This window comes from Streptomyces sp. NPDC001903, assembly GCF_042891345.1.
In the GTDB taxonomy this organism is placed as follows: Bacteria; Actinomycetota; Actinomycetes; order Streptomycetales; family Streptomycetaceae; genus Streptomyces.
This window is the reverse complement of record NZ_JBIASZ010000004.1, coordinates 146,130-169,131: the sequence shown is the minus strand read 5'-3', so window position 1 is coordinate 169,131 and position 23,002 is coordinate 146,130. Positions and strand designations below refer to the sequence as shown.

General features: G+C 71.0%; 22 protein-coding genes. 8 read left to right on the top strand and 14 right to left on the bottom strand.

What is annotated here, in order from left to right; translation table 11 throughout:
* Positions 1-44 precede the first annotated feature (44 nt).
* From ACFYZS_RS10420 to ACFYZS_RS10400, 5 genes are all read left to right on the top strand, one after another.
* A complete protein-coding gene (locus tag ACFYZS_RS10420) occupies positions 45-1,028 on the top strand; it encodes an ABC transporter ATP-binding protein (RefSeq protein ID WP_389009242.1) in 984 nt (327 codons plus the stop codon).
* Positions 1,018-1,905, top strand: coding sequence for an ABC transporter permease subunit (locus tag ACFYZS_RS10415; RefSeq protein WP_389009239.1), 888 nt, complete (start codon positions 1,018-1,020; stop codon positions 1,903-1,905). The genes ACFYZS_RS10420 and ACFYZS_RS10415 overlap by 11 nt, the downstream gene beginning before the upstream one ends.
* The gene (locus tag ACFYZS_RS10410; RefSeq protein WP_229337996.1) at positions 1,902-2,813 is read left to right on the top strand and encodes an ABC transporter ATP-binding protein; all 912 of its coding nucleotides are present in this window, start codon (positions 1,902-1,904) and stop codon (positions 2,811-2,813) included. Before ACFYZS_RS10415 ends, ACFYZS_RS10410 begins: the two co-directional genes overlap by 4 nt.
* 14 nt (positions 2,814-2,827) lie before the next feature.
* Complete coding sequence (locus tag ACFYZS_RS10405; RefSeq protein ID WP_389009236.1) at positions 2,828-3,547, top strand: ABC transporter permease; 720 nt, start codon at positions 2,828-2,830, stop codon at positions 3,545-3,547.
* Between the two features lie 84 nt (positions 3,548-3,631).
* Positions 3,632-4,300 (top strand): rhomboid-like protein, encoded by a 669-nt coding sequence (locus ACFYZS_RS10400; RefSeq protein ID WP_389009233.1) that lies wholly within the window; start codon positions 3,632-3,634, stop codon positions 4,298-4,300.
* Positions 4,301-4,447: 147 nt separating this feature from the next.
* Here ACFYZS_RS10400 and ACFYZS_RS10395 read toward each other — a convergent pair whose 3' ends face one another.
* The 9 genes from ACFYZS_RS10395 to ACFYZS_RS10355 form a co-directional block, all read right to left on the bottom strand.
* Complete coding sequence (locus ACFYZS_RS10395) at positions 4,448-5,260, bottom strand: HAD family hydrolase (RefSeq protein ID WP_389009230.1); 813 nt, start codon at positions 5,258-5,260, stop codon at positions 4,448-4,450.
* Positions 5,257-6,534: a serine--tRNA ligase gene (serS, locus tag ACFYZS_RS10390; RefSeq protein ID WP_030153291.1), complete on the bottom strand. Its 1,278-nt coding sequence runs from the start codon at positions 6,532-6,534 to the stop codon at positions 5,257-5,259. Before serS ends, ACFYZS_RS10395 begins: the two co-directional genes overlap by 4 nt.
* A 527-nt stretch (positions 6,535-7,061) precedes the next feature.
* Positions 7,062-7,997, bottom strand: a complete 936-nt coding sequence (gene pheA / locus ACFYZS_RS10385; protein WP_389009227.1) for a prephenate dehydratase — start codon at positions 7,995-7,997, stop codon at positions 7,062-7,064.
* 42 nt (positions 7,998-8,039) lie between these two features.
* On the bottom strand, positions 8,040-9,395 hold the full coding sequence (gene efeB / locus ACFYZS_RS10380) for an iron uptake transporter deferrochelatase/peroxidase subunit (protein WP_389009224.1): 1,356 nt from the start codon (positions 9,393-9,395) through the stop codon (positions 8,040-8,042).
* Complete coding sequence (locus ACFYZS_RS10375) at positions 9,320-11,320, bottom strand: copper resistance CopC/CopD family protein (protein WP_389009221.1); 2,001 nt, start codon at positions 11,318-11,320, stop codon at positions 9,320-9,322. Before ACFYZS_RS10375 ends, efeB begins: the two co-directional genes overlap by 76 nt.
* Positions 11,321-11,342: 22 nt before the next feature.
* Positions 11,343-11,828, bottom strand: a complete 486-nt coding sequence (locus tag ACFYZS_RS10370) for a copper chaperone PCu(A)C (protein ID WP_389009218.1) — start codon at positions 11,826-11,828, stop codon at positions 11,343-11,345.
* Complete coding sequence (locus ACFYZS_RS10365; RefSeq protein ID WP_389009215.1) at positions 11,825-12,478, bottom strand: SCO family protein; 654 nt, start codon at positions 12,476-12,478, stop codon at positions 11,825-11,827. Before ACFYZS_RS10365 ends, ACFYZS_RS10370 begins: the two co-directional genes overlap by 4 nt.
* A gap of 109 nt (positions 12,479-12,587) precedes the next feature.
* Positions 12,588-13,292, bottom strand: coding sequence for a YcnI family protein (locus ACFYZS_RS10360; protein ID WP_389009212.1), 705 nt, complete (start codon positions 13,290-13,292; stop codon positions 12,588-12,590).
* A gap of 109 nt (positions 13,293-13,401) precedes the next feature.
* Positions 13,402-14,226: a hypothetical protein gene (locus tag ACFYZS_RS10355; RefSeq protein WP_389009209.1), complete on the bottom strand. Its 825-nt coding sequence runs from the start codon at positions 14,224-14,226 to the stop codon at positions 13,402-13,404.
* Between the two features lie 219 nt (positions 14,227-14,445).
* Between ACFYZS_RS10355 and ACFYZS_RS10350 the strand changes: the two genes are divergently transcribed.
* Positions 14,446-14,937 (top strand): ATP-binding protein, encoded by a 492-nt coding sequence (locus tag ACFYZS_RS10350; RefSeq protein WP_389009206.1) that lies wholly within the window; start codon positions 14,446-14,448, stop codon positions 14,935-14,937.
* A 106-nt stretch (positions 14,938-15,043) separates the two neighbouring features.
* Here the strand turns inward: ACFYZS_RS10350 and ACFYZS_RS10345 are convergent, their stop codons facing one another.
* Positions 15,044-16,510 (bottom strand): aminopeptidase P family protein, encoded by a 1,467-nt coding sequence (locus tag ACFYZS_RS10345; RefSeq protein ID WP_389009203.1) that lies wholly within the window; start codon positions 16,508-16,510, stop codon positions 15,044-15,046.
* A 103-nt stretch (positions 16,511-16,613) separates the two neighbouring features.
* The gene (locus ACFYZS_RS10340; protein ID WP_389009201.1) at positions 16,614-18,251 is read right to left on the bottom strand and encodes a PP2C family protein-serine/threonine phosphatase; all 1,638 of its coding nucleotides are present in this window, start codon (positions 18,249-18,251) and stop codon (positions 16,614-16,616) included.
* A gap of 408 nt (positions 18,252-18,659) precedes the next feature.
* On the opposite strand from ACFYZS_RS10340, the gene ACFYZS_RS10335 reads away from it, so the two are divergent.
* Together ACFYZS_RS10335 and ACFYZS_RS10330 are read left to right on the top strand one after the other, a co-directional pair.
* Positions 18,660-19,373, top strand: a complete 714-nt coding sequence (locus ACFYZS_RS10335) for a bifunctional DNA primase/polymerase (protein WP_389009198.1) — start codon at positions 18,660-18,662, stop codon at positions 19,371-19,373.
* Between the two features lie 113 nt (positions 19,374-19,486).
* The gene (locus ACFYZS_RS10330) at positions 19,487-20,110 is read left to right on the top strand and encodes a hypothetical protein (protein ID WP_389009195.1); all 624 of its coding nucleotides are present in this window, start codon (positions 19,487-19,489) and stop codon (positions 20,108-20,110) included.
* A gap of 181 nt (positions 20,111-20,291) precedes the next feature.
* Here the strand turns inward: ACFYZS_RS10330 and ACFYZS_RS10325 are convergent, their stop codons facing one another.
* From ACFYZS_RS10325 to ACFYZS_RS10315, 3 genes are all read right to left on the bottom strand, one after another.
* Positions 20,292-21,266 (bottom strand): DUF5926 family protein, encoded by a 975-nt coding sequence (locus tag ACFYZS_RS10325; protein ID WP_389009192.1) that lies wholly within the window; start codon positions 21,264-21,266, stop codon positions 20,292-20,294.
* 171 nt (positions 21,267-21,437) lie between these two features.
* Positions 21,438-22,040 (bottom strand): ATP-binding protein, encoded by a 603-nt coding sequence (locus ACFYZS_RS10320; RefSeq protein ID WP_389009189.1) that lies wholly within the window; start codon positions 22,038-22,040, stop codon positions 21,438-21,440.
* Positions 22,041-22,124: 84 nt separating this feature from the next.
* Positions 22,125-22,922, bottom strand: a complete 798-nt coding sequence (locus ACFYZS_RS10315) for a glycerophosphodiester phosphodiesterase (RefSeq protein ID WP_389009186.1) — start codon at positions 22,920-22,922, stop codon at positions 22,125-22,127.
* Between the last annotated feature and the right edge of the window lie 80 nt (positions 22,923-23,002).

The following is a 23,002-nucleotide window of genomic DNA, read 5'->3' as shown; positions in this document are numbered from 1 at the left end:
ATGGTCTGACGATCGGCGCGGTCCGCGCCACTAACGTCGAAGCCGTGACTGTCATCGCGACCGAAAGCCTGAGCAAGCGGTACCCCCGAGTGACCGCAATCGACCGGCTCTCCCTGGACATCGGGCCCGGCGTGACCGGCCTCGTGGGTGCCAACGGAGCCGGCAAGTCCACGCTGATCAAGATCCTGCTTGGACTGTCCCCCGCCACCGAGGGCCGCGCCGCCGTGCTCGGACTCGATGTCGCCACCCATGGCAGCGCCATCCGCGAACGCGTCGGCTACATGCCCGAGCACGACTGCCTGCCGCCCGACGTCTCGGCCACCGAGTTCGTCGTGCACATGGCGCGCATGTCCGGACTCCCGCCGACCGCCGCCCGCGAGCGGACCGCCGACACCCTGCGCCACGTGGGTCTGTACGAGGAGCGCTACCGCCCCATCGGCGGCTACTCCACGGGCATGAAGCAGCGGGTCAAGCTGGCCCAGGCGCTCGTCCACGACCCGCAGCTGGTCCTGCTGGACGAGCCCACCAACGGCCTCGACCCCGTCGGCCGTGACGAGATGCTCGGCCTGATCCGCCGCGTCTACACCGACTTCGGCATCTCCGTCCTCGTCACCTCCCACCTCCTCGGCGAACTGGAGCGGACCTGCGACCACGTCGTGGTCGTCGACGGCGGCAAGCTGCTGCGCTCCAGCTCCACCAGCGACTTCACCCAGATCACCACGACCCTCGCGGTCGAGGTCACCGACACCGACGCCCACCCGGACGGCACCGCCGCCCTGCGCAAGGCGCTCGCCGACGTGGGCCTGACCCTGCACGCGGGCGAGGAGCAGGGCCTGCCCGGAGCCGGCCACATCCTGCTGCTGGAAGCCACCGGCGAGGAGACCTACGACATCGTGCGCGACACCGTCGCCGACCTCGGCCTCGGCCTGGTCCGCATGGAACAGCGCCGCCACCACATCGCGGAGGTCTTCCGCGACAACGAGCAGCAGCAGCTTCTCCGGAAGGGAGCCGGTTCCGATGGCGCCTGACACCTCGACCCAGATCCACAACATCGGCTACCGGTCCTACGAAGGAGCCCGGCTCGGCCGCGCCTACGCCCGCAAGTCGCTGTTCTCCCAGTCCCTGCGCGGCGCGTACGGGCTCGGCCGCTCGGCCAAGTCCAAGGTCCTGCCGATGCTGCTCTTCGCGGTGATGTGCGTCCCGGCGCTGATCATCGTCGCCGTCGCCATCGCGGTGCCCGGCTCCACCAGCCTGCCGATCAAGTACACGACGTACGCCCTGACCACCCAGGTGATCATCGGCCTGTACCTCGCCTCGCAGGCACCCCAGTCGGTCTCCCGGGACCTGCGCTTCAAGACCGTGCCGCTCTACTTCTCGCGGCCCATCGAGCGCGTCGACTACGTCCTCGCCAAGTTCGCGGCGATGGCCTCGGCGCTCTTCATCCTCACCGCCACCCCGCTGCTGATCATGTGGATCGGCTCGCTGCTGGCCAAATTCGACTTCGCGGACCAGACCAAGGGGTTCGCCCAGGGACTGGTCTCCGTGCTGCTGCTCTCGGTGCTGTTCGCCGGCCTCGGCCTGATCATGGCCGCGCTCACCCCGCGCCGCGGCTTCGGGGTCGCCGCCATCATCGCCCTGCTCCTGATCCCCTACGGCGCCGTGACCGCCGTCCAGGGCATCGCGTACAACACCGGTTCGACCGGTGCCATCGAGTGGATGGGCCTGTTCTCCCCGATCACCCTGATCGACGGCGTGCAGACGGCCTTCCTCGGCGCCACCTCCGCCTTCCCCGGCGGAGACGGCCCCTCGGCCGGCGTCGGCTTCGTCTACCTGCTCGTCGTCCTCGGCCTCATCGCCGGCTCCTATGCCGCCCTGATGGCCCGCTACCGGAAGGCCGGGCTGTGACCACCATCGACATCGACCACACCTCCCGCTGGTTCGGGAACGTCGTCGCCGTCAACGACGTGACCATGCACATCGGCCCCGGCGTCACCGGGCTGCTGGGCCCCAACGGTGCCGGGAAGTCCACGCTCATCAACATGATGGGCGGCTTCCTCGCCCCCTCCACGGGCACCGTCACACTCGACGGCGCACCGATCTGGCAGAACGAGCAGGTCTACAAGCAGATCGGCGTCGTGCCCGAGCGCGAAGCCATGTACGACTTCCTCACCGGCCGGGAGTTCGTCGTCGCCAACGCCGAACTCCACGGACTCGACGACGCGGCCGCCCAGCGGGCGCTCGCCACCGTCGAGATGGAGTACGCCCAGGACCGCAAGATCTCCACGTACTCCAAGGGCATGCGCCAGCGCGTGAAGATGGCCTCGGCCCTCGTCCACGACCCGTCGGTGCTGCTGCTCGACGAGCCGTTCAACGGCATGGACCCGCGCCAGCGCATGCAGCTCATGGACCTGCTGCGGCGCATGGGCGACGACGGCCGCACCGTGCTCTTCTCCTCCCACATCCTGGAGGAGGTCGAACAGCTCGCCTCCCACATCGAGGTGGTCGTCGCCGGCCGGCACGCCGCTTCCGGCGACTTCCGCAAGATCCGCCGCCTGATGACGGACCGCCCGCACCGCTACGTGGTCCGCTCCTCCGACGACCGGGCCCTCGCCGCGGCCCTGATCGCCGACCCGTCCACCGCGGGCATCGAGGTCGACCTCAAGGAGGGTGCCCTGCGCATCCAGGCCGTCGACTTCGGCCGCTTCACCGAGCTGCTGCCGCGGGTCGCGCGTGCGCACGGCATCCGGCTGCTGACGGTCTCGCCCTCGGACGAGTCCCTCGAGTCGGTCTTCTCCTACCTCGTCGCGGCCTGAAGGAGCTGGCACCCATGTACAACCCCACCGTCGCCCGGCTCACCTACCGCGCGCTGCTCGGCCGCCGCCGCGCGCTGATCCTCTGCGGACTGCCCGTCCTGCTGATCGTCATTTCCATCGCCGTCCGCGCCTTCACCGGCCTGGACGACAAGGTCGCAGCCGACCTCCTGGGCGGCTTCGCCCTCGCCACGATGGTCCCGCTGATCGGCGTCATCGCCGGCACCGGCGCCATCGGCCCGGAGATCGACGACGGCTCGATCGTCTACCTGCTCTCCAAGCCGGTGAAGCGCCCGACGATCATCATGACGAAGCTCATCGTCGCGATCGGCGTCACGATGGCCTTCTCCGCGATCCCGACGCTGATCGCCGGGTTCATCCTCAACGGCAACGGCCAGCAGATCGCCGTCGCCTACACCGTGGCGGCCCTCGTCGCCTCGATCGCCTACAGCGCCCTGTTCCTGCTGCTGGGCACCGTCAGCCGGCACGCGGTCGTCTTCGGCCTGGTCTACGCCCTGATCTGGGAGTCGCTCTTCGGCAGCCTGGTCTCCGGCGCGAAGACCCTCAGCGTCCAGCAGTGGGCCCTGTCCCTCGCCGAGAAGGTCGCCGGCGAAGGCTATGTCGACGCCACCGTCGGCCTGCCCACCGCGGTGGTCCTGCTCTGCGTGGTCACCGTGGGCGCCACCGTCTACGCCGGCCAGAAGCTGCGCCGCCTCACCCTGGCGGGCGAGGAGTAGCCACCCGCCCCACCGGCTCCACCAAGGTGCCCCGCCCGGCCCACAGGCCGGGCGGGGCACCGCCGTACGGGGCAAAATCAGGGCATGGTGGAGCACCCCGAGCCCGAGCCGTCCAGGCCCGTACGGTCCTGGATACGCTCCTCGCCGGGTACGCACATATGGCTGCTGCTCCTCGCCGTCACGAGCATCATCGTCGTGATCGCGCCCGACCACCTCGAGCACGTCCTGCTCCACCGCCACAGCAGCAATATCCACGAGCTCACCCGGCACCCCGTGCGGGCCCTGCTCTCCAGTGCCTTCTGGATCGAGAACCCGGCCTCGCTCGCCCTGTACGCCGTCCTCTTCGAGCTCTTCCACGCCCCCGTGGAACGCTGGCTCGGCACCCTGCGCTGGCTCGCCATCGTCGCGACCGCCCACATCACGGCCACCCTGATCAGCCAGAAGGTGGTCCTGATGGCCATTCAGGACCACCGGGCCCCGCACAGCATGGTCCATGTCGTCGACGTCGGCGTCAGCTACGGCCTCGCGGCCTCGATCGGGGTCCTCACGTACCGGCTCCCGAACCCGCTGCGCTGGCTCTACCTCGCCGGCGTCGTCGCCTTCTTCGGGCTGCCGCTCTTCACCGGAGGCACGTTCACCGACCTCGGGCACGCCATTGCCCTCGCCGTCGGCCTGCTCTCCTGGCCGCTCACCCGGCACCCGCACCCCAGGCATGTTTCACGTGAAACAGAGCACCACGCCGACGACGGCTGATCCGCGGAAATTGACTGGTACGGGACCTGCGCCCCGGGCAGAGTGAGTCGTGCGGGGAGCAACAAAAAGGTCCGGAACAGCCACTTCGAGCGCGCCTCGCGGCGCGGGCTGTTCCGGACCTTCTCCGTCCCGTTCCCGGGGTGATCGTCAGGCGGCGCCCAGCAGGCGCTCCAGCACCACCGCGATGCCGTCCTCCTCGTTGGAGGTCGTCACCTCGTCGGCCACCGCCTTCAGCTCCGCGTGGGCATTGGCCATCGCCACTCCGTGCGCCGCCCATCCGAACATCGGGATGTCGTTGGGCATGTCGCCGAAGGCGATCGTGTCGGCCGCCTTCACACCGAGCCGGCGCGCGGCCAGCGAAAGGCCGGTGGCCTTCGTCAGCCCCAGCGGCAGGATCTCCACTATCCCCGGACCGGCCATGACGATGTCGACCAGCGAGCCCACGGTCTCCCGGGCGACCTTGACCAGCGCGTCGTCTCCGAGTTCCGGGTGCTGGATGTAGAGCTTGTTCAGCGGAGCCGTCCACACCTCCGCGGTGTCCGCCAGGTAGAGCGCCGGCAGACCCTCCTGCACCTGGTAGCCGGGACCGAACAGCACGTCGCCGTCCACCCCGTCCCGACTGGCCGCGAGCGCCAGCGGACCCACCTCGGCCTCGAGCTTCGACAGCGCCAGCCCGGCCAGCTGCCGGTCCAGCGTCACCGAGGTCAGCAGCCGGTGCGCCCCGGCGTCGTAGAGCTGCGCGCCCTGTCCGCACACCGCGATCCCCCGGTAACCGAGATCGTCCAGCACGCCCCGGGTCCAGGGCACGGCCCGGCCGGTGACGATGATGTGCGCCGCGCCCGCCGCGGTGGCCGCGGCGAGCGCTTCACGGGTGCGTTCCGAGACGGTGTCGTCGCCACGCAGCAGCGTGCCGTCGAGATCGGTCGCGACGAGCTTGTACGGGAACGGGGCCGGGCTCACTTGGCGATCGGCTCCAAGACCTCGCGGCCGCCCAGGTACGGGCGGAGCGCCACCGGCACGTGCACGGAGCCGTCGGCCTGCTGGTGGTTCTCCAGGATCGCCACGATCGTGCGCGGTACGGCGCACAGCGTGCCGTTCAGCGTCGAGAGCGGCGCGGTCTTCTTGCCGTCGCGGTAGCGGATCGACAGGCGGCGGGCCTGGAAGCCGTTGCAGTTCGAGGCCGAGGTCAGCTCGCGGTACTTGCCCTGCGTCGGGATCCACGCCTCGCAGTCGAACTTGCGCGAGGCGGAGGCACCCAGGTCACCGGTGGCGACGTCGATCACCTGGAAGGGCAGCTCGAGGCTGGTCAGCCACTGCTTCTCCCATTCCAGGAGGCGCTGGTGCTCGGCTTCGGCGTCCTCCGGCGCGACGTACGAGAACATCTCGACCTTGTCGAACTGGTGGACGCGGAAGATGCCGCGGGTGTCCTTGCCGTACGTACCGGCCTCGCGGCGGAAGCACGGCGAGAAGCCGGCGTACCGCAGCGGCAGCTTATCGGCGTCGATGATCTCGTCCATGTGGTACGCGGCGAGCGGGACCTCGGAGGTGCCGACCAGGTAGTAGTCGTCCTTCTCCAGGTGGTACACGTTCTCCGCGGCCTGGCCGAGGAAGCCGGTGCCCTCCATGGCGCGCGGGCGGACCAGAGCCGGGGTCAGCATGGGGATGAAGCCGGCCTCGGTGGCCTGCGCGATCGCCGCGTTGACCAGGGCGAGCTCCAGCAGCGCGCCGACACCGGTCAGGTAGTAGAAGCGCGAGCCCGACACCTTGGCGCCGCGCTCGACGTCGATGGCGCCCAGCGACTCGCCGAGCTCCAGGTGGTCCTTGGGCTCGAAGCCCTCGGCGCCGAAGTCGCGGATCGTGCCGTGCGTCTCGAGGACGGTGAAGTCCTCCTCGCCGCCGACCGGGACGTCCTCGTGGACGATGTTGCCGAGCTGGAGCAGCAGCCGCTTGGCGGCCTCGTCGGCCTCGTTCTGCTCGGCCTCGGCGGCCTTGACGTCCGTCTTGAGCTGCTCGGCCTTCTTCAGCAGCTCTGCCCGCTCCTCCGGAGAGGCCTTCGGGATGAGCTTGCCGAGCGACTTCTGCTCATTGCGCAGTTCGTCGAAGCGCATGCCCGAGGACCTGCGGCGCTCGTCGGCGGAGAGCAGCGCGTCGACAAGGTCGACGTCCTCTCCACGGGCGCGCTGCGAGGCGCGGACACGGTCAGGGTCTTCACGGAGCAGCCGGAGGTCAATCACCCCTCCAGGCTACCGGGCTGGGCTTCCTGGGCTCACACCGATATCACGCTGCGTGTCGCTATGTCCTAATTGTGGAGAATGGAAAACCCGGAACCCGCTGGCTGGAACTGGTCCTTCCGGGGTGGTCAATAAAAGCGGCCCATTCCCTGAAAAGGGGCACAAGCCCGGTATCCGGGCACCCTCTGAGCAGGGCGGGAAGGCCATCCTTGTCCACAGGAATTGTCCACCGCGGGGACTTGTCCACAGGCTGTGCGCCGCATCTGTGGACACGGAAATAGATCATTCCCCACCCGTGGCCCGCCGGGGCGATTCAGGGTTCAAACCACCCTCACACACTCATTCGGGTGGGAATGGCTCGCTCCAAAGAGTTGATCGGCGATGCAGGGGTGACGCCGTTCACCTTCCGCTCCCCAGCACGAAACCTGGGCCACCCGACCGATTTGTCGACCTTGTCGCGCCGTGATGTCGACTAGTCCACAGGTCCCCATCTCTGCCTGTGGATAACTCTGTGGACAGTGGAGGAAGAGCTACGCCCGGCCGTCGAGGCAGCGCGTCAGCCAGTCGGAAGCGGCCATGAAGTCACCGTCGGAGGTTCCGGGCCGCGGGGCACGCACGTCACCCTGAGCGACACCGGCACGCGGATAGGAGCCGAGGAAGCGGACCTGGGGGCAGGTGCGCTTGAGCCCCATGAGCGCTTCGCTGACCCGGCGGTCGGAGATGTGGCCCTCGGCGTCGACCGCGAAGCAGTAGTTTCCGATGCCCTCGCCCGTCGGCCGGGACTGGATCAGCATCAGGTTGACGCCGCGGACGGCGAACTCCTGGAGAAGCTCCAGCAGCGCACCCGGGTGGTCGTCGCCGAGCCACAGCACGACGGAGGTCTTGTCGGCGCCCGTCGGTGCGGCCGGCCGGGCGGGCCGCCCGACGAGCACGAACCGGGTCTCGGCGTTCTCCGCATCGTGGATCTCGGTGACCAGCGGGACGAGTCCGTACGTGGCCGCCGCGAACTCGCCCGCGAAGGCGGCGTCGAAGCGGCCCTCCTGGACCAGCCGGGCCCCGTCGGCATTGGAGGCGGCCGACTCCCACATCGCGTCGGGCAGGTTCGCCCGCAGCCAGTTGCGCACCTGGGGCTGGGCGACCGGGTGCCCGGTGACGGTCTTGACGTCCGAGAGCTTGGTCCCAGGCCGCACGAGCAGCGCGAACGCGATGGGCAGCAATACCTCGCGGTAGATCATCAGCGGTTCGCCGGAGGCCAGCTCATCCAGGGTGGAGGTGACCCCGCCCTCCACCGAGTTCTCGATCGGCACGAGGGCGGCCGCGGCCTCCCCGTTGCGTACGGCGTCCAGGGCGGCCGGGACCGACACCATCGGGACGAGCTCCCGGGTCGCGGCTTCCGGCAGTGTGCGGAGGGCGGCTTCGGTGAAGGTGCCCTCGGGACCGAGATAGGTGAAGCGGGTGGCCGACATGTGATCAGCCTAATGCCGGGTCCCCGACCGCCGGGCTGCTGTTCATCCTTCGAGCAGCCGCTGCCCCACGTACTCCCCGTCGCGGGGGCCGGGCGGGACCGCGTACAACCCGCTGGACTCGTGCCGGATGAAAGCGGACAGGGCGTCGCCCCGGTCCAGCTTGCGCTGAACGGGGACGAAGCCGCGCAGCGGATCGGCCTGCCAGCAGATGAAGAGGAGCCCCGCGTCCGGGGTGCCGTCGGCGGCGATCCCGTCATGGAAGGAGAACGGGCGCCGCAGCATGGCGGCCCCGCCGTTCTGCTCGGGGGCGGAGATCCGGGCGTGCGCGTTGGACGGGATGACGGGCTTCCCGTCGGGGCCGATCTTGTCGAGGGCCATCTTGGTGGTCTCGGTGCCGCCGGTGAGGGGCGCGCCGGTGGCCTTCGTGCGGCCTATGACCTGCTCCTGCTGGGCCAGGGACTGCTTGTCCCAGTCGTCGAGGAGCATCCGGATGCGCCGTACGACGGCGTACGAGCCCCCGCCCATCCAGGCGTGCTCGGCGGGACCGGGGCCGGCTGCGGGGACGAAGATCCGCTTGTCGAAGTCGGGCTGCGCGGGCTTCGGATTGCCGGTGCCGTCGATCTGGCCCATGAGATTGCGGGCGGTCATGGGTGCGGCGGTGGCGCCGGGGGACCGGTTGAAGCCGTTCATCTGCCAGCGGACCCGGGCGGCTTCCCCGGCCTCCTTCTGGAGGGTGCGCAGGGCGTGGAAGGCGACGAGTCCGTCGTCGGCGCCGATCTGGACCCACAGGTCGCCGTTGCTGCGCTGGGCGTCGAGCCGGTCGGCGGAGAAATCGGGCAGCGGGTCGAGGGCGGTGGGGCGGCGGGCGGTGAGCCCGGTGCGCTCGAAGAAGGAGTGGCCGAAGCCGAAGGTGATGGTGAGGGAGGACGGCCCGGCGTCGAGGGCGATGCCGGAGTCCGCGCCCGAGGCCGGCTTGCCCGCCATCAGCAGGCGGGCCGTGTCGGACCAGCGCCGCATCAGGGCGGCGGCTTCCTTGCGGCCGGCCCCGGGGGCCAGGTCGAAGGCGAGGACGTGGCCCTTGGCCTGTAGCGGTTCGGTGATGCCGGCCTGGTGCTCGCCCTGGAAGGCGACTTGGGTGGCGCCGAGGGAGGCGAGGCTCCCGGCTGATCCGGAGGCACCGGCCGGGGAGTCGTCGAACGCGGACTGCACGAGGGCGCCGCCGGTGGCGCCCAGCGCGAGCCCGGCGGCGCCCGCGGCGCCGACGGTGCCCAGCAGTCGGCGCCGGGAGATCTCGATGTCGGGGTTGCTCTCGGTCACGCTGGTCAGCCGATCTTCACGTTCTTCTGCACGGTCGTCTGGTCGATGTCGGAGGTACGGACGGTCACGTCGATCCGCCATTCCCCGGCCAGCGGAAGCTGGACGCCGGAGGCACTCCAGTGTCCGGGGGCCGCGCGCTCCGGGAGGAGTGGCAGGGGCCCGATGTCCTTGGCGGGGAGGGTGAAAGCGACCTTGATCTCGGGGATGTCGAGGGGCTGGCCCTGGGGGTCGTCGACCCAGACGTGGAGCGAGTTGGCGCCGACCCGGCCCGGGTCGAGTTCGATGCGGACCGATCCCTTGCCGTTCTGACCGCCGGTGTCGAACGGCAGGGTGACCTTGATGGCACGGTTGGGGACGGCGGTGGTCGCGGAGTTCCGCCCGCTCGCCTGCTCGGCGGTCCGGCCGGGTTCGGTGCTGGTGAGCACGGTGGTCACGGCCAGCAGGGCGATGGCGACCCCGGCCTCGGCGAGGACGGAGCGGCGCAGTCCCGCCCGGGCCGGATCGGCGTCGCGGACCTGCTTCTCGCGGGCGTTCTCCCGGGCGGCGCGTTGCCGGGCGAGCTGGGCGGCCCGCTTGGGGTCTTCGGGGACGGTGACGGCGGCCGGCGATGTTTCACGTGAAACATCGCGTTGCCGCGCGATCTTGGGCGCCTTCCCGGCGGGGGCATCGGAGAGCCGTGCGGTCCACGAGCGGGAGACGTAGGCGATGGCGACCAGGACGGCGACGAGCCCGACCTTCACCAGCAGGAGCTGCCCATAGCTGGTACCGGTGAGGGCGGACCAGCTGCCGATCTGGCGCCAGGACTGGTAGACGCCGGTGACGGCGAGGACCAGGACGCTGACGAACGCGACCCGCGAGAACCGCTGCACAGCCTCCCGCTCGATCCCGGGGACCTTGTGGAGGGCGACGAGCAGCGCGGTGAGTCCGCCGAGCCAGGCGGCGACGGCCAGCAGGTGCAGGATGTCGGCGGGCATGGCGATACCGGGCTGGATGCCGGTCGAGGCGTGCTCGGACAGGGCCCAGGTGGCGGCGATGCCGCCGGCCACGACCGTTCCGCCGATACCGAGGCCGAAGAGCAGGTCGTTGGCCTCCTTGTCGGCCCCGGCCTCCGGCTCCTTGTCCGCCCCGCGGCCCTTGTCCTTGCCCTTGCCCTTGTCCTTGCGCTTGTCCGCTTCCGCGGCCTCGGCGGTCCTGCGTGCGTAGGCGCCGAACAGCACGGCGATGAACAGCGCGGCTGCGCCGAGGAGGAGCAACCGGGAGACGAGGGAAGCGCCGGTCTTGGTCTCCAGGACGGCCTTCAGACCGTCGAGGTCCAAGGCGTCGGCGAACTTCCCCGAGCCGGTGTACGGGGTGCGGAGCACCAGCATCACGAGAGTGGCGGCGGTGAGCGTGACCCACGCGCGCACGATGAGCTTCTGCAGCGGGCGCTGCGCCGCACCGCGCCGCCAGCACAGCAGGATGAAGGCCGCGCCGCCGACGAGGACGGTGAAACCGGCGTAGGCGGCGTAGCGCGCGATGTCGTACGCGATGCCGACCGGCCCGCCGCCCACCTGCGCGGTGGGCAGGGCCACGCTGGTCGCCGAAGGGGCGCCGATGGAGAAGGTGAAGGCGCCGGAGACGGGGTGGCTGTCGGCGGAGACGGCCTGCCAGGCGACGGTGTAGGTGCCGTCCGGCAGTCCGGAGTGCAGCGCGGTGCCGTAGCGGATGGTGGTTCCGCTGCACATGTCGCGCAGCTCGCCGGTGTCCACCCGCTTGCCCTGTGGGTCCATGACGCGGATGGAGTCGTCGCCCATGGCGACCTGCTCCGAGAAGGAGAGGGTGACCTGGGCGGGGGCCGTGGCGACCACCGCCCCGTCCTTGGGGTCGCTCGCGGTGAGTGCGGCGTGTGCCGAGGCCGGGCCGGCGGCGGTGAACAGGGCCGCCAGCAGGGCTGCGAGGACCAGCACGAGCCGCGGCAGGAGTGCCGTGGCCCGGACGCGGGCCGGGGAGGGGGCGATGGCCGTCATGGCGTGTCAGTACCTCGGTCCGTCAGTGGGCGCTGGTGTTCTGGGCGTTGTACGTACGCTCCTTGACGTCCAGCTCGACCTTGACCGGGTCGGCCTTCTCGAAGCGCAGCTCGACGGTGACCTTGTCGCCGACCTTCGGCACGCTCTTCAGCCCCATGAGCATGACGTGGTTGCCGCCGCGCTCCAGCCGGAGCTCACCATTGGCGGGCACGGGCATGGCCGCCACCTGCTGCATCTTCTGGTCCTTGGTCTCGTGGATCTGGAGATCGTCGGAGATCGGGCTGGTGACGGCCGTGAGCTTGTCGGCCGTCTTGGACTCGTTCTTGATGACCATGAAGGCGCCGGCCATCTTGTCGTTCACGGGCTCCGGCATGAAGGCGCCGCTGACCGTCATCTTCGGCTTGTCCGCGCCGGCCTTGGCGTCGGAGTCCGAGGAGCAGCCGGATATGGCGAGCGCTGCCGTCAGGGAGAGGGCGGCGGCGAGGGTGCGGGTGGTGCGGGCGTTCACGGGTTCTCTCCCTTGACGATCTTCGGCAGGTCCTTGGTGTAGTCGTCGACGGTGGTGCCTTCGCCGTAGAGGAGGTATCCCTCGTCGGTCTTGGGCGAGAACGCGATGACCTGGGCACCGTGCATGGAGACGACGGTGCCGTCGGCCTCCTTCTTCGGTGCCTCGATACCGATGCCGAGCTTGCGCGCGGCGGCCTGGATGGTGGCGAAGTCCCCGGTCAGTCCGGTGAAGGACGGGTCCTGGGCCTTGAGCCACGCGCCGAGGGAGTCGGGAGTGTCCCGTTCGGGGTCGGTGGTGACGAACACGACCTGGAGGTTGTCCTGGTCGGCCTTCGGCAGTGCCTTCTTGGCGACGGCGATGTTGCTCATCGTCAGGGGGCACACGTCGGGGCAGTTGGTGTAGCCGAAGTAGATGAGCGTCGGCTTGCCCTTGGTCTGCTCGCGCAGGTTCCACGGCTTGCCGGTGGTGTCCGTCAGGACCAGTTCCGGCTTGTCGAAGGGGCGGTCGAGGACCGTGGCCTTGCCGGCCTTGGACTGGCCGGTGAGTTGGGTGACCTCGTTGGTCTTGGCGGTCTCACCGCCGCCGCAGGCGGTGAGGGTGAGCGCGGCCGCCGCCACGAGGGCGGCGACCGTCACACGTGTGGTGCGCATGGAGGGATGTCCCTGGGATCGGGGATGTGGTGCACGGGCGGGCCGGCCACGAAGAAGGGCCGGCAGCGCACGTTCTGGACAAGGGGATACGGCCTGGGGCCGCTCAGGGTCAGGAGGCGCGGCGACGCGAGGCGACACCGAAGGCGACACCGCCGAGGCCGATGACGATGCCCGCGACGCCGAGGGCGCGCGCGGTCGTGTCGGAGGTGCTCTTGGCGGCCTCGTCGTGGCCCTTGTCGTCCTTGGCGGCGGCGTTCTTGTCGTCGTCGTGGTGGTCGTCGGCGGCCTTGGCGGCGGTCAGCTTCAGGACGGGAGCCGGGTTCTGCGGCTCCGCCGCGCCCGCCTTGGTCTCCTCGATCCAGCGGACGACCTCGTTGTTGTCGTACGTCTGGATCGCCTTGAAGACCATCTGGTCGGCGTTGTCGGGCAGCTTGCCGACGGAGACCGGGAACTGCTGGAACTTGCCGGGCTCGATCTTGCCGCCGCTCCAGGTCACCTTGGTGACGGCCTCGTTGACCTGCTTGCCGTGGACGGTGAGCGGCTTGTCGAGCTTGCTCTTCTCGACCGTCACGGTCCAGCCGGGAATGTCCTGCGGCATGACGGACGTCAGCGGCTGGTCCACGGGGAAGTTGACTTCCAGCTGCGTGGTCGAGGCGTTGTCGCGCTCGTTCGGGACCTTGAAGTTGATGGTCGCGTAGCCGCCCTTGACGGCGTCGCCGGGCTGCACGCTGACGTGCGCGAACGCGGTGCCGGACAGGACGAGGACGGTGCCGGCGGCAAGGGCGGCGGCGAAGGAGACGCGAGAGGTCTTCATGGCGGAAACACTCCACAGAGGCAGGGGTGACGGTGACTCCGCGCACGGGTGCGCGCGGAGTTCGCGGCACCGGTGCTTCCGCCGGGTGTTCCGGGGAGGGGGTGCCGCGTCAGGCTGCGAGGACGAGCGCCGTACGGGGCGGCCCGCGCCTGATCACCGTGTGCTGGAGTGCGTCCCGGCCGGTGTGCGCGGCGGGTTCGGCGGCGGTACGGGCCGCCTGAGGGGCGCCGGCCGGGGTACCCGCGAGCCCGGCGCCGAGGGCCCGTACGAAGGCCAGCGCGGTGCGCAGCGGACGTACCGGATCGGCCTCGGCGGAGCTGCGGGACAGCTCCACGAGCCGGAACAGGGCGGCGTCGCCGCGGCCCAGCAGCCAGCCGGCGGCCAGGGCCGCCAGCAGGTGGCCGAGGAGCATGCCGGTGCTGAACAGGCCGGTGGCGGGAGCCGCGGCGGCCTGGGCGAGGTGCGCGTGGCCGGTGTGGACCGGTGCCGCTCCCTGCGCCGCGGCCTGGGCGGCCAGGGCGGCCGGATCGAGTCCGGCGGTCTCCAGGATCTGCCGCGCGTCGGCCGGGCTGAGCGGTACGGAGTTGCCCCCGCAGACCAGCCGGGCGGCGAGCGCCGCGAGCGAGCCGTCCGCGGCGGCGGGTGCCTGGGCCTCCGCGGCGCTGTGCTGGCCGAGGCCGAACACCGCGTGCAGCCCGAGCTGTCCGAGGGCGAGCCCGGTGGCGATGCCCGGCAGCGAGCGCCGCCGGCCGGCGAGCGGGGCGGCGACCGCGAACACGGAGAGGAAGGCGATGACCAGGGCCCACCAGGGCACCGCGGCGCAGGACGCCAGCGCGTGCCCGGCCGCGGACAGCACGACGCAGACCGCGGTGAACACCGCGGCCCGAAGCAACCGGAGTCCGGCTCCGGCGGGCGTCGCGTGGGGGACAGTCATGGCCGGGCCATCATCGCACTGCCCTCACCTCGTCCATACGGCAGGTCCGGAAGGTCGTGAGTGCCCCTGTACGAGGGCTTCACCTCGGGTGTCCGCGCCGGGGCGCGGGCCCGTACGCCGCCGCATACACCGCTGCTTCGGAGTGCCGCATCGGCCGAATGAGGGCTGTGGCGAGCGCCAGGGGCTTACGCCCCGCCACGGGCGGCAATACGTAACCGTATGAGCATCTGGTGGTCTCTCCACTTGAGGCGCGAAGCCGCGAGCGTGCCGCTCGCCAGGCGGTTGCTGCTGGGGACGATGGAGACCGCGGGGGTGGACCCGGACATCTCCTTCGATCTCTCGGTGGCACTGAGCGAGGCCTGCGCGAACGCGGTGGAACACGGCGGTCCGGCGGCCGAAGCCGGTGCCGGCGCGGAATCCGTCCCGGAGGCGAGCGCGGCGTACCGCGTCACGGCGTACCTGGACGGGGACTGCTGCCGCATCGAGGTGACCGATTCGGGCCCGGGCTTCCCGGCGGCGACCGTCACGGGGCGCAGACCCCCGCCGGCCGGCCCCTCCGAACCCTCGGAGAGCGAGCACGGCCGGGGCCTGTGGCTGATCGCGGAACTCGCCGACCACGTCAGGTTCCGCAACCGGCCGGGCCAGGGTGCGGTGGTCAGCTTCGACAAGATCCTGAAATGGCGTGAGGGAGCGCTGCTGAAGGTGTCCTAGCGGGGACAGGACTCCCGGATACGCCGATGGACGGGACTCGCGTACGAGATCCCGCCCATCGGAGGCGAACCCAGGGGCCGGCCCGAGGGCCGACCGGAGGCGGGCGTCAGCCCTTCAGGCGCGCCATCCACGCCTCGACATCGGCCGACGCACGGGGCAGTCCGGCCGACAGGTTCCGGTTGCCGTCCTCGGTGACCAGGATGTCGTCCTCGATCCGGACGCCGATGCCCCGGTACTCCTCGGGCACGGTCAGGTCGTCGGCCTGGAAGTACAGACCGGGCTCGACGGTGAGGCACATGCCCGGCTCCAGCGTGCCGTCGACGTACGCCTCGGTGCGCGCGGCGGCGCAGTCGTGGACGTCCATGCCGAGCATGTGGCCGGTGCCGTGCAGGGTCCAGCGGCGCTGCAGGCCGAGCTCCAGGACGCGCTCGACCGGGCCCTCCAGCAGGCCCCACTCGACGAGCTTCTCGGCGAGGACGTGCTGCGAGGCGTCGTGGAAGTCGCGGAACTTGGCACCCGGCTTGACGGCCGCGATGCCGGCTTCCTGGGACTCGTACACCGCGTCGTAGATCTTGCGCTGGATGTCGGTGTACGTGCCGTTGATCGGCAGCGTGCGCGTGACGTCGGCGGTGTAGAGGGAGTGGGTCTCCACACCGGCGTCGAGCAGCAGCAGGTCGCCGGAGCGGACGTCGCCGTCGTTGCGGACCCAGTGCAGGGTGCAGGCGTGCGGGCCGGCGGCGCAGATGGAGCCGTAGCCGACGTCGTTGCCCTCGACGCGGGCGCGCAGGAAGAAGGTGCCCTCGATGTAGCGCTCGGACGTGGCCTCGGCCTTGTCCAGGACCTTCACGACGTCCTCGAAGCCGCGGACGGTGGAGTCGCAGGCCTTCTGGAGCTCGCCGATCTCGAACTCGTCCTTCACGGCGCGGGCCTCGGAGAGGTAGACGCGCAGCTCCTCGTCGCGCTCCTTGGTGACCTTGTCGGTCAGGGCCGACTCGATGACGGAGTCGTGGCCGCGGACGGCCCGGACCGGGCCCTCGGCCTCGGTCAGGTCGTCGGCGAGCTTGCGCACGTCCTTGGCCGGGATGCCCAGCAGCTGCTCGGCCTCGGCCAGGGAGTGGCGGCGGCCGACCCACAGCTCGCCCTGGCCGGACAGCCAGAACTCGCCGTTCTCGCGGTCGGAGCGGGGCAGCAGGTAGATGGTGGCGGTGTGGCCGGTCTCGCCCGAGGGCTCGAGGACGAGCACGCCGTTCTCGGTCTGGTCGCCGGTCAGGTACGCGTACTCGGTCGAGGCGCGGAAGGGGTACTCGGTGTCGTTCGAGCGCGTCTTGAGGCGACCGGCGGGCACGACCAGGCGCTCGCCGGGGAAGCGCGCGGACAGCGCGGCGCGGCGGGCGGCGGTGTGCGCGGCCTGGGGGATCGGCTCCAGTCCGTGCAGCTCCGTGTCGGCCCAGCCCGTGCGCATGCTCTCCGCGAGTTCGTCGCTGACGCCCGGGTACAGCCCGTTCTTGCGCTGCTTGTGCTTCTTCTGGGGCTGCTCTTCTTCCGGGGTCTCCGGGGTGAGCTCGTCAGCCACGTCTTCTCCTCAGCTACGACACCTACGACAGCTACTACAGGACCGGGTAGGACCGCATCCATCGTATGTGCGAGGGGAAGACGCCCGGCGGCGGTGTGAGGAATCAGTCAAAACGGGCAGCGAGCAGGACGATGTCCTCCACTCCGTCCTCCGTGGCGGCCATGGCGGCCGTGGTGGCGGACACGGTGGAAGCCGCCGCGTCCGGGGCGGGACCGGCGGGCGCGACGGCGGGATCGTCCGCCGGCAGCACCGTCCGCAGGATGTGGTCGCACAGGGCGGCCGGATCCTCCCGGATGGCGCGGGGCGCCCCCGCGGCGGCGGCGTGCAGCCGCGCGTAGGCCCGGTCCATGGGGTCTCCGGTCCGCCGCAGCAGCCCGTCGGTGTACAGCAGCACCGTTTCTCCAGGCGCGGGTTCGATCTCCACGCTCGGCGCCTCCCAGCACGACAGCATCCCGAGGGGCGCGGAGAGCGTGGTCTCCACGTACTCCGTGCGGTGATCGCCGATGAGCAGCGGCGGGGCGTGCCCGGCCCCGGCCAGGATGATCTTCCGCCCCTGGTTGCCCGCATGCGGGGCCCCGGCGGGCTCGCAGTACGCGAAGAGCGCCGTCGCGCAGCGCGCCGGCTCGGTCAGGCGCAGCAGCAGCTCCAGGTCGGACAGGACCGCGACGGGGTCCTCCCCCTCCATGACGGCGTACGCGCGCAACGAGGCCCGCAGCCGCCCCATCGCGGCGACGGCGCTGGGCCCCGCCCCCGTGACGGAGCCGACGGCCAGCCCCAGGGCGCCCTCGGGCAGCGGCAGCGCGTCGTACCAGTCGCCGCCGCCGCGCGGTCCGGTGTGGTGCCGGGCGGCGAGCTGGACCCCCGGAATGCGGGGGAGCCGACTGGGCAGCAGCTCCTCGGCGACCGTGGCCAGACGGGTGCGGGAGCGTTCCACCTCCAGCATCCGGGCCAGGTGTTCGGCGGCGTGCCGGACGTAGAGCCCGGCGAGGTCGCGCTGGCGCTCGCTCGGCTCGGCCTGTTCGTCGTAGAGCCAGACGGCCGCTCCCAGCCGGCCCGTGGCCTCGGCGGTCAGCGGCAGCGCGTAGCTCGCGGCGTAGCCCAGCCGGGCGGCGACCTCGCGGTGGCGGGGGTCGACCGGGGTGCCGTACCCGCCCGAGCCGGGGGCGGCGTCGGGTTCGGGGAGTACGTCGGAGCCGCCCCGGGCATCGGGGAGTCCGTCGAGGATGCGGCCGTAGGAGGTCGCGGTGCGCGGCACGGTCTCGATGTGCCCGAGGTCCGCGCGGCCGAGGCCGAGGCCGATCGTGGTCGTCGGGCCCAGTCCGTCGGAGGGCTCCAGGACGATCAGGCCGCGGCGGGCGCCGACGAGGGCGGCTCCGGCGCGCAGGAACTCCTGGAGGGAGGAGTCGAGGTCACGGGCGCGGGCGAGGCGCTCGGTGAGCTCGTGCAGGGTGGTGAGGTCGGAGACCATGCCCGCCAACCGGTCCTGGATCACCGTGCTCGGTCCGGGGACCGCTGCCGCAGCCGGTGCGGGGGCGGTTCGGGCGGGCGTGGGCGCCGCAGTCTGCGGGACCGCGGTAACTGCTGGATCGATTCCAGCCACTTTCGGCAGATGCGGGGCGCTCATGGCGTCCGCCTTTCCACCTGGTGCGATTCGCCATATAGCATCGCAAACCCCCAGATCGTGCTGCGCCGCCATCAATGAATCCACATCTACACGCACACGAGGATCGATGTCCAGCATTGCCCATGTGGGAATCCTGGTGTCCGTGGGACGGCAACTCACTGTCCAGCCAAGGCTAGAACTTGGCTGGAAAAAGCCGGAAGCGGACGGTTTTTGCGATCGACTGGTCGGGCGTCGGAGTGGCTCCGGGTACCTAATCGGTGGTGCCCGGGGAGAGTTGGCGCAGCCCGGCGGTCGCCGGGAACCGCCCGGCACGGCCCGTCGTCCTTAGCGGCGGCAGCCGGTCTCGGCACTGGCGCGGGTCGCGTTCCGCCCCCGCCGGACGTTTCATGGACCCGTAAGAAAACTGCACGAACCGTGTGAACCTGCTTCAGAGCGGACAGTGACGCGAAACGTGTACGTGTGGTGAAACACCGGTTACATGGTGTGATGTGGCCCTCGGCGTTCAACGGAAAGGAACGAGCGCTCATGCGCGAGATCCTCGGAAGGCGTCTCCAGCGGCTCCGCGATCGCTTGAAAACCCTCCGTCCCGCCTCCGGGCAGAGCGGTGATCCGGCCCTCCCCCTCCTCGACGCGGCGCTCACCTGCGCCACCGCCCGGCAGTGGCCGGTGCTGCCCGGCGTCGGCCGCTCCGGCGCCGACAGCAACCGGTGCGCCTGCCCCGATCCCGACTGCGTCGTCCCCGGCGCGCACCCCTTCGACCCCGGACTGCTCGCGGCCACCACCGACCCCCGGATGGTGTCCTGGTGGTGGACCAACCGGCCCACCGCTCCCGTACTGCTGGCCACCGGCGGGTCGGCGCCCTGCGCCGTGAGCCTGCCGGCCAACGCGGCGGCCCGGGCCGTCGTCCGCCTGGACGCGCAGGGCATGCGGCTCGGCCCGATCGTGGCCACGCCGACCCGTTGGGCGCTGCTGGTCGCGCCGTACTCCCTGGAGCGGCTCGGCGAACTCCTGTACGCCAAGGACCACGTGCCCTCCGCGCTGCGCTTCCACGGCGAGGGCGGCTACCTGTTGCTCCCGCCCTCCCCCGCCTCGGGTGGCGGGCAGGTGCGGTGGGAGCGTGACCCCGAGGACGGCCCCGACGCCGGCGGCCTGTGGCTGCCGGAGGTCGAGGCCGTCGTGCACGCGCTGGTCGAGGCGAGCAGCGGAGCCTCCGGCGGCGGCAGCCGACTCGCGTACTGAACCGGTGCTCCCGGCACCCGCCGATCACTCGTACGGGTGCCAGCGCGACGAGTTTCCAGGGGAATTGGGCGCGGGCATCTCCGCGCCCATTCCCGCATCGCTATCTTCGCCGAATGAATCTCCGCTTGATCGGTATCAGCGCCGGTGTGCTGATCATCTTGTCGCTCCCGCTGGCAGGAGCGATCGCCGGGCCGGATTTCGCCGGTCAGGACGACGGAAAAGGCGGCGGGCTGCTCTCCTCGCTCGGACTCGCCGGTCCATCGGGCGGGGCGCGTACGCAGACACCTGCCGCCGGGCCCGCGCGGCAGGCCGGGCCACCGGAGGGGCAGCCGCAGTCGGGGCGGCAGGGACAGCGGCAGGCGCAGCAGCCGGGCCCGTCCGAGCAGCCCCGTACGGATTCCCGGTGCGGACCCGAACTCTCCTCCCCGCAGGGCCTGGAGGCGCAGACCTGCGTCCTCGCGGGAGAGGGCCGGACCTGGGGCCGCAGCTACTACCGCAACACCAGCGGACGTCCGCTGGACGCCGTTCTGACGGTGATGGGGCCCGCGGGGCGCACGGTGCAGATCCGCTGCGCGGTCGGGGCGGGCGACGAGCCGGGACTGTGCGAGACACCGCGTGAGGACTCGGCGGGTGCGCCGGACGCCTACTCGGCAGTTGCGGAGTTTGCAGTTCCGGATGATGAAGGGAAGCTGCTGCTGCGGTCCGGGAGCAACTCACTGGCACCGGCCGACGGTTGAGCGACGGCGGAAATGGAAGGGCCCGGTCGCTGGCGACGGGGGATGCACCAGCGACCGGGCTACAAGAACGGTAACAAGAGATCGCCTGTTCGCAAATTCGATCTCTGATATTCAGACACCGATTTGCAGGCGATTAGCGGGAGTTGTGACCCCAGTCACCGGTCCTGCGGGGGCTCGGCGGTCAGCTCAGCGTGACCTGGCGGTTCGTCAGTCCGCCGCGCGCCCGGCGCTCCTCCGCGGTCAGCGGGGCGTCCGCGGCCAGGGCCGTGGCCAGCCGCTCCGCGAACTCCGCCGCGGGCTTCTCCACGTCGTCGGCGGTCACTCCGGTGGGCAGGTCCCAGACGGGGACGACCAGACCGTGCGCCCGGAACGAACCGACCAGTCGGGTGCCTTCGCCGAGCGAAGAGGTCCCCGCGGCGTGCAGTCGCGCGAGGGCGTCGAGCAGCTTCTCCTCGGGGTGCGGCATGACCCAGCGCAGGTGGTTCTTGTCCGGGGTCTCGCACCAGTAGGCCGCGTCCACGCCGGACAGCTTGACGGTGGGGATGGCGGCGGCGTTGGCGCGCTCGAGGGAGGCGGCGATCTCCGGGGAGGCGTTCTGGGCGCTCTCCGCATCCGGAATCCAGAATTCGAAGCCACTGTGCACAACCGGCTCGAAAACGCCGTCCGTGTCCAGGAGATCCTGAAGTCGGGGACCCTCGGCGGGAACGCGGCGGGCGGCCACCGGGGTGCCCGGGTCAGCGACGAGCGCGCGCTCCAGGGTGTCGGCCATGTCCCGGGCGAGGTCCCCGGTGGTCGAGTCGTTCTGGAGGCCGAGCAGGACGGAGCCGTCTTCGCGGCGCAGCGCCGGCCAGGCCATCGGCAGTACGGTCACCAGCGTGACGGACGGGACGCCCTCGGGCAGGCCGCCCTTGAGGGTGAGCGGGATGGTCGCCGCGGGCACGAGCTCGCGCAGCGCCACCCAGTCGCACTCGCCGGGCAGGCCCTCGAAGGGGCGCGCCACGTGCTCGGTGACGGCGTGTGCGGCGGCTGCGCCGTGGCAGGCCTTGTAACGGCGCCCGGATCCGCAGGGGCAGGGCTCGCGTGCGCCCACCACCGGGATCTCCCCGTTCTTGAGCTGCGGCTTTGCAGTCTTCGCTGCGGGGCGCTTCTTGGCCATCGTGGGTGTCTCCCGGTTGCGGCGGTACGGCGTTGTGTCTGGGCGCGAGCCTAGCCGTTCGTACCGCCGCAACCGGGAGGGTGCGGCCGGGAGCACGGTCGGCGTGCGCTCCCGGCGGCCGCTCGGTCGGATGGCCGGTGTTGATGTCGCGGATCCGGGTCGGGGATCCGGTCACGGATGGAGATCGTCGAAGGCTGTGCTGAAGTCGATCGCCGGGGGCGCAACGCGCGTAGCGAAATCCTCGTGCCGGGCCCCGCACGCAACCGTCACCCATACGGTGACCTCGCCTGCCGCTCCGTCCCGGACACCCCAGTCCTGGGCGAGGGCGCTGATGATGTTCAGCCCCCGACCGCCGCGCGCGGTGACCGAGGGCGTGGCCGGAACCGGGCGGGTGGGGCCGCCCCCGTCCGTGACCTCGACCGTCAGCCGTCCCGCCTTGTCGATGCGCCACGCGGCGCGTATCTCCCCGTCCCCGATCTCCCCGGCGCCCAGCGGTCTGCCGTGCCGGCAGGCGTTGCTGAGCAGTTCGGAAAGGATCAGTACGGCGTCGTCCACGACCGATTCGGACACCCCGCTCATACGCAATTGCTCGCGCATGCGGCGTCTCGCCTCGCCCACGCCCGCAGGACCATGGCATACGTCCATGCGCGAAGACGTGGGCACTTCCTGTGCCACCACCAACGCCACCCCCGGAACCTCCTTAGCCCCACGCCATGGTCTGGATGCCCCAATGGCCTGGACCGGAAACCGACCAAGCGGAGCCCTCTGACGCATTCAGTCGGACGATTGCGGAGCGGATGCGCCGGTGCACACCCTGTTATGGGCGTGGCGAGCGGGACGGGTGGGCAAATGGGGACGTCAGCGCCCGAGCTGTGACAGAACTTGTCGCGGCCTGTTCGTGATGATCGCTTCCACACCCAGATCAGCGCAGAGCTGAACGTCTTCGGGTTCGTTCACGGTCCATACGTGCACGGAGTGGCCCGCACTCTGGAGCTTGCGGATGAACGCGGGGTGGTTGCGCACGATGCGCATCCCGGGCCCTGCGATCCGCACGCCGGCCGGCAGCCTGCCGTCGCGCATCCGGGGTGAGATGAACTGCATCAGGTACACGGTCGGGATCGTCGGCGCCGATGCCCGCACCCGGTGCAGGGAGCGCGCGGAGAAGCTCATGACGCGGACCGGGTGCGGGCCCTCGGAGGGTGGGGCGTCCAGCCCGAACCGCTTGAGGAGGAAGAGGAGGCGCTCCTCCACCTGTCCGGCCCAGCGGGTCGGGTGCTTCGTCTCGATGGCGAGCTGAACCGGCCGGCCGGCGTCCGAGACCAGCTCCAGGAGCCGCTCCAGGGTGAGTACGGAGGTGCGCTCGGGGTCGGCGTCCCAGTCCGGGGACTCCTCGCGGTCCTTCCAGGAGCCGAAGTCGAGGGCGGCGAGGTCGGCCAGTTCCAGGGCGGAGACGGCGCCGCGGCCGTTGGAGGTGCGGTTGACCCGGCGGTCGTGGACCAGCACCAGATGGCCGTCGGCGGTGAGCCGGACATCGCATTCGAGGGCGTCGGCGCCGTACTCGATGGCCTTGCGGTAGGCGGCCAGGGTGTGCTCGGGGGCATCCTCCGAGGCGCCGCGGTGGGCGACGACCTGGATGGGCGGCAGTGCGTGGGTCACCGGGTCATGGTGCCACCGAGACGGCCCCGGGTGTCGGGCTCCGCCGTGCGGATGCGCCCGGAATGCCCGATATAAAGAAT